6 protein-coding genes are annotated in these 6,069 nt (G+C 35.9%); all 6 read left to right on the top strand.

What is annotated here, in order from left to right; translation table 11 throughout:
* The first annotated feature begins 147 nt into the window (after positions 1-147).
* Entirely contained in the window at positions 148-522 is a 375-nt protein-coding gene (locus HOG71_16790; GenBank protein ID MBT5992506.1) for a heavy-metal-associated domain-containing protein, read from the top strand.
* A 158-nt stretch (positions 523-680) separates the two neighbouring features.
* Positions 681-2,303 (top strand): indolepyruvate ferredoxin oxidoreductase, encoded by a 1,623-nt coding sequence (locus HOG71_16785; protein MBT5992505.1) that lies wholly within the window; start codon positions 681-683, stop codon positions 2,301-2,303.
* 29 nt (positions 2,304-2,332) lie between these two features.
* Positions 2,333-2,920 (top strand): indolepyruvate oxidoreductase subunit beta, encoded by a 588-nt coding sequence (locus tag HOG71_16780; GenBank protein MBT5992504.1) that lies wholly within the window; start codon positions 2,333-2,335, stop codon positions 2,918-2,920.
* A 98-nt stretch (positions 2,921-3,018) separates the two neighbouring features.
* Positions 3,019-3,492, top strand: coding sequence for a hypothetical protein (locus HOG71_16775; protein MBT5992503.1), 474 nt, complete (start codon positions 3,019-3,021; stop codon positions 3,490-3,492).
* A 213-nt stretch (positions 3,493-3,705) separates the two neighbouring features.
* The gene (locus HOG71_16770; GenBank protein ID MBT5992502.1) at positions 3,706-5,823 is read left to right on the top strand and encodes a T9SS type A sorting domain-containing protein; all 2,118 of its coding nucleotides are present in this window, start codon (positions 3,706-3,708) and stop codon (positions 5,821-5,823) included.
* 32 nt (positions 5,824-5,855) lie between these two features.
* A partial coding sequence (locus HOG71_16765; protein MBT5992501.1) for an IS256 family transposase occupies positions 5,856-6,069 on the top strand: 214 nt, incomplete at its 3' end.

The following is a 6,069-nucleotide window of genomic DNA, read 5'->3' as shown; positions in this document are numbered from 1 at the left end:
GTTATAGAAAGGACAAATGCTTGGTTGGATGCTTACAAGGCAATTCTGGTACGTTTTGAAACAAACAAAACTCATTGGAAAGCATTGCATCTATTGGCTTTTACAGTAATTTTATTGCGTCAACTTTGAACAACTTCATTATTAAATATGAAAAAAATCAGAATCACAGCCATATTAACACTGACTTTATTTTCAGTGATGATAGCAAATTTATCAGTTGCCCAAACTTCTACAAAAACTGATACAAAGTATAAAAAAGTCACTTATTCAGTAGATGTTACCTGCAATAGTTGCAAGGAAAAAATTGGAAAAGCAATGGCTTATGAAAAAGGCGTAAAGGACTGTGTTGTTAATGTCGAGAAAAAATTGGTTACTGTAACATACAATCCATCAAAAACGACTGTAGAAACTATTAAGAAATCAATTGAAAAATTAGGCTATAAGCCAGCATTGGCATCTACAAAAACGAGCTGTCCAGAAACAAAGACTTGTCCTAAGACAAGCTGTTGTAAAAAGAAATAGATAGTTTATCTTTTAAAATACAAACTCCTTCGGAAAATCTGAAGGAGTTTTTTTTTGCTTGCCACAAACCTATCAGTTGGCAATGCAGAAATTCAAATATTCACTACTTTTGCTGAACTCAAAAAATATTGGATCATCAATTTAAATTATAAAGTCTGATGCAAAAACTGTTATTGTTAGGAGATGAGGCTATTGCGCAAGGAGCAATAGATGCAGGTTTAAGTGGGATATATGCCTATCCAGGTACACCCTCAACAGAAATTACCGAATACGTAGAACGTAATCAAGAAGCGAAGGAACTGGGTGTGAAATACCAATGGGCTGTCAATGAAAAAACAGCATTGGAAATGGCTATGGGAATGTCATATGCAGGAAAAAGAGCCATGGCATGCATGAAGCATGTGGGTTTGAATGTAGCTGCCGATCCATTCATGAATTCAACCATTACAGGTGCCAATGGAGGCTTAATCATTGTTGTTGCTGATGATCCCAGTATGCATTCCTCTCAAAATGAGCAGGATTCAAGGTATTATGGAAAATTTTCTTTGATGCCTGTTTTTGAACCATCAAGTCAGCAAGAAGCTTATGATATGGTTCATTATGCTTATGAGTTATCAGAAAGGTTTTCCATTCCTGTGTTATTCCGGATTACAACACGTTTAGCACATTCAAGAGCTGGTGTTCAACGAAAAGAGATAAGAGAGCAGAACTTACTGAAACTTCCCGGGAATTTAAGACAATATGTTCTGCTTCCTTCAATCGCAAGAAAGCAATACAAGGATTTGTTAGCTAAGCAAAACGATCTGGAAAAAGAAAGTGTTCACTCAGGTCTTAATCAATATATTGATGGGAATGATAAAAAGCTTGGTATTATTGCTTGTGGGCTAGCTTATAACTATCTGGTTGAAAATTTTGAAGATCAGAAAGTGCCTCACCCTTTATTAAAAATATCGCAATATCCTATTCCAACCGAATTGGTTAATAGACTATACAATGATTGCGATGAGATACTTGTTTTAGAAGATGGTTATCCGATTGTTGAGGAGCTATTAAATGGCATGTTGGCCAAAGGCAAGAAAATTCAAGGACGTTTGGATGGTACTGTTCCACGAGATGGTGAATTGAATTCAAATATTGTTGCCAAAGCTTTAAATTTAAATGAAAAATTTGGTGCCGAAGTGCCCGATATTGTAGTAAGTCGTCCTCCATCTTTTTGTCCAGGCTGTTCACATATAGACTCGTATGTTGCTTTGAACGAGGCGCTTAGCGACTATTCTAAAGGTCGGGTTATGGCAGATATTGGTTGTTATACATTGGCTGCATTACCACCTTTTCATAGTATCAATTCTTGTGTAGATATGGGTGCATCTATTACAATGGCAAAAGGATTAGCTGATGCTGGAGAAATACCTGCTGTTGCCGTTATTGGTGATAGCACTTTTACACATTCAGGCATAACCGGTTTATTAGATGCAGTGAATGATAAATCACCTATCACAGTTTTAATTCTTGACAATGAAACAACAGGAATGACTGGTGGTCAACCATCTGCCGGACTAGGTAAAATTGAGCAAATTTGCAAAGGTATTGGCGTTGAAGAGGCACATATTCGTGTGTTAACTCCATTGAAAAAATACCACGAAGAAAATGTTAAAGCAATTAAAGAAGAGTTAGCTTATCAAGGAGTTTCTGTAGTGATTCCACGCAGAGAGTGTATTCAAACAATTGGTAGTAAGTTGAAAGCCAAGGCAGCCTTAAAAGCAGCTGAGGTGAAAATATAAATCTTATATAATAGCACAATATAGATAGCATGAAAAAAGATATAATTTTAGCCGGAGTAGGAGGGCAGGGAATTCTTTCCATCGCAACAGTTATTGGTTACATTGCTGTAAAAAAGGATTTGTTTTTAAAGCAATCTGAAGTACATGGTATGAGTCAGCGAGGAGGAGATGTTTCTTCACATTTGCGTATTTCTGATAAGCCAGTTGCATCTGATCTTATCCCAAAGGGAAAGGCAGATATGATTCTTTCTGTTGAGCCATTAGAATCGCTACGCTACCTCCCATGGCTTTCAGAAACAGGATGGATCGTTACCAATGAAACCCCTTTCAAAAATGTATCTAATTATCCGGATGTTGAGGAAATTCATAAAATTATCAGAACACAACCACAACACGTTCTTATCGATGCAGAAAAGTTGGCTAAGGAATCAGGTACGATTCGTAGTGCCAATATGGTGATTCTTGGTGCCGCTTCTCTCTTCCTGGGATTTGAAGATGCTGAATATGAAGAGGCAATGCGGGCAATCTTTGGAAAAAAAGGTGAAGATATCGTTCAAAAAAATATCAAAGCATTCCAAAGTGGTAAAGAAATTGCATCCAAATCGGTTCATGTTTAGGAAAAATATTATCAAACGCAGTATTCATACATATTACTGCTAAATGCAAATTAATTCTCCTAAATCATTAATTATCACTAAATTGAATTGTCTTATTAGTGAGTTTTTCATGTTTTAAAAATGATATTCAACATATGATTGTAAACGGAAGCGAGACTGTTAGCTCTGCTACAGATGTTAACGAGTTGCATTTCGATCAGAGACTGTGGATCAATAAGATCCGTCTTCACAAAGATGAACTAGTTATCTTACAGGAGAACCTCGACAAAATGGTGAAGTATTACTCAAACGAAGAGTTTATGTCGGAAATTGAGCAATATCAGAACAAAATAATTGTCTATAGGGAGGTTGCTGATCGATTAATCAAAGATTATAAAATTTTAAGAAACAAGATTGTTGAGCTGAACGGTTCAGCACAAGGTTCTGAGGAAGGCATAAAACTTGACAATGCGAATAAAGAATTGTCAAACAGAGCTGCCGAGTTTCTTGATTTTCTTGGTGATTTAAAGGATAATTTCCTTAATTTTTATACAACCTTTCACGTGAGCGATAATCACGTATTTGGTAAATAAGAAATCACCATCAAATCCAAATTTAAATAACTGGTCAAATGGCCAGACAGTGGATTAGTATGTAGAAATTAGACACTTCTGATTTGCTATTTATTAGTCTTTTTTTCTTTTCCCTAAACGTGAAATCTCGTAAATTGCATAGTGAACTGCTGAACTTCTTTTTAGTGGTAATATCAATTAAATTTTCATATCAATTTCTTAAAATATAAATAGATGAAACAGCTGCTCACAGGAATTATTATGTTATTGTCAATAGGGTTGTTTTCTCAACCTGCTGGCACTCTTGATCCTGATTTTGGTATTAATGGAAAATTACTAATTGGTATTGTCGGACAGCAGGATGTTGCAAATAGTGTTGTTATACAAGCAGATGGGAAAATTGTAGTGGCTGGATATGCGAGTAGTTCTGTGAGCGGGAAAGATTTCTTTTGTATTCGCCTCAAAACAGATGGAACGTATGATAGTACATTTGGGTTGAATGGTATTGTTAAAACTGACTTGCAATTAGGAAGTGACGATGTGGCATATAGTCTATCTCTTCAGACAGACGGCAAATTAATTCTTGCAGGTTATAGCGATAATGGGAGTAGTAAAGATGCGGCTTTGGTTAGGTATCATACGAATGGTATTATTGATAGTAGTTTTGGAAGCAATGGAGTTGTATTAACCGATTTTGAAGCTTCTCAACAAGACGAAATTCATGTGGCCAAAATTCATCACTTAACAGGAAAAATAATCGTAGGAGGAACTACTATTATCAACTCAACAAATTCGAAACCTGTAGTTGCTCGTTACCTCAGCAATGGTTCTTTGGATACAACCTTTAATGCAAATGGAATTCGATTATTATGGATAACAAGTTTGGATTATCAATACTACTTTTCTGTCGAGGATTTAGCTGTTCAGCCTAATGGAAAAATATCTGCAGTGGGCTGGCGAGATTTTCCTTCTATGCAATGGAGCTCAGATTATTGGGCCTGTAGGATTAATGCGGATGGAAGCATGGATAATACGTTTTCATTAGATGGTGTGAATGTTTACAATGGTAATTTTAATGGAAATGATAGAGCTTATGCGATGTTGTTAAAGTCAAATAACAAAATGTTAATTGCAGGAGGAGGTTCGATAACTTCTATCTATTATGATTTTTCTGTTTTTGAAGCAGAGGAAGATGGTGGTGTTGGCGCTTGGTCAGCTAAAGCGGATTATGGAACTCTGTTGGATGACATTGCCTATGGAATTAAGGAAGACGATAATGGGAAATTTGTGATGGCCGGTTCAACAGGTAACTCTGCCAGTAAAGAGTTTGCAATTGTTCGCATTAATGCAGATGAATCTTTGGATACTAGTTTTGATACAGATGGGAAATTAGCGTTTAAGTTCGATAACAATAGTCTTAATGAATGCTACGATCTGGCCATTCAAACGGACAATAAAATTGTGGTTGTGGGCTATAGCAAAAAAGATATTGCCATTGCACGAATTTTAGGTAATGATCAAGCCCAACTAAATGATATAAAACTGCTTTCTCCATCAAATAATGATACTGAAATTAATTATGAAACTATAAAATTTGATTGGATGGATGCTTTTGGTGCTACCAATTATGAATTTGAAATTGATTCGAATTCTACTTTTACAGGTAGTCAACAAACCATTGCAGTTGTTTCTTCAGATTATACCATGACAAAGTTAGATCCTGATAAAACCTACTACTGGCGTGTTAGGGCATCGGATGGTACAAATTGGGGATCCTTTAGTTCTGTATGGAGTTTCACAACAAATTCTTTGGAAAACTTTGTTTTGCAGATGCCTTCTTATAATTCAAAAAATCAGGAGTTTGCATCATTGACTTTTGAATGGAGTGATGCTTTTGGCGCAAGCAAATATGAAATTGAGATTGATTCCAGTCAGGATTTTACTATTAATCCGCAATCATATATAAAAGGCAATTCAGAAGCTGTATTGACTACATTAACACCTTCAACAGACTATTTCTGGCGGGTAAGAGCTTCAAATGGAGTTATCTGGGGACAGTGGAGTAATACGTGGAAATTTAGCACTAAAAAGGATCCGAGCGTTTCAATTCATGAGAATGCACATGGTCATGTAAGTTTATATCCAAATCCAGCTACAAATTATTTGACATTGGAGTTTGGGAAAGACTTTGTTGCTTCATCTTATGTAATTATTGATGTTGAAGGTAAAGTAGTATCAAAAGGACTTTTGAAAAGCGAAATTGAAATAATCTCTTTGAAATTACTTAAGAAAGGCCATTATTATTTCCAACTACAAAATGAAACGACATTAACGATTCCCTTGAGGGTGTAAATTAAACTCTGTCCAAAATCGTAAATTTGATTATGGATCAGAACTATTTAGACAATTTAGAAGAAAAAGCGCTAGAACAGTTTAAGAGTGGGAAGTCGCTTTTTGCAAAAGATGGAGCGTTTGCTCCATTATTGAAGAATTTTATTGAGAAAGCTCTGCAAGCTGAGATGGAAGAACATCTAGACGAGAACGAGCGTGATAAAGGCAACAAACGAAACGGTAAGGGGAAAAAGACCGTCAAGAGTT

The sequence above is a fragment of the Bacteroidota bacterium genome (assembly GCA_018698135.1).
Lineage (GTDB): Bacteria > Bacteroidota > Bacteroidia > CAILMK01 > JAAYUY01 > JABINZ01.
Note: the sequence above shows the minus strand (reverse complement) of the source record. Positions and strands in the feature narration are given on the sequence as shown.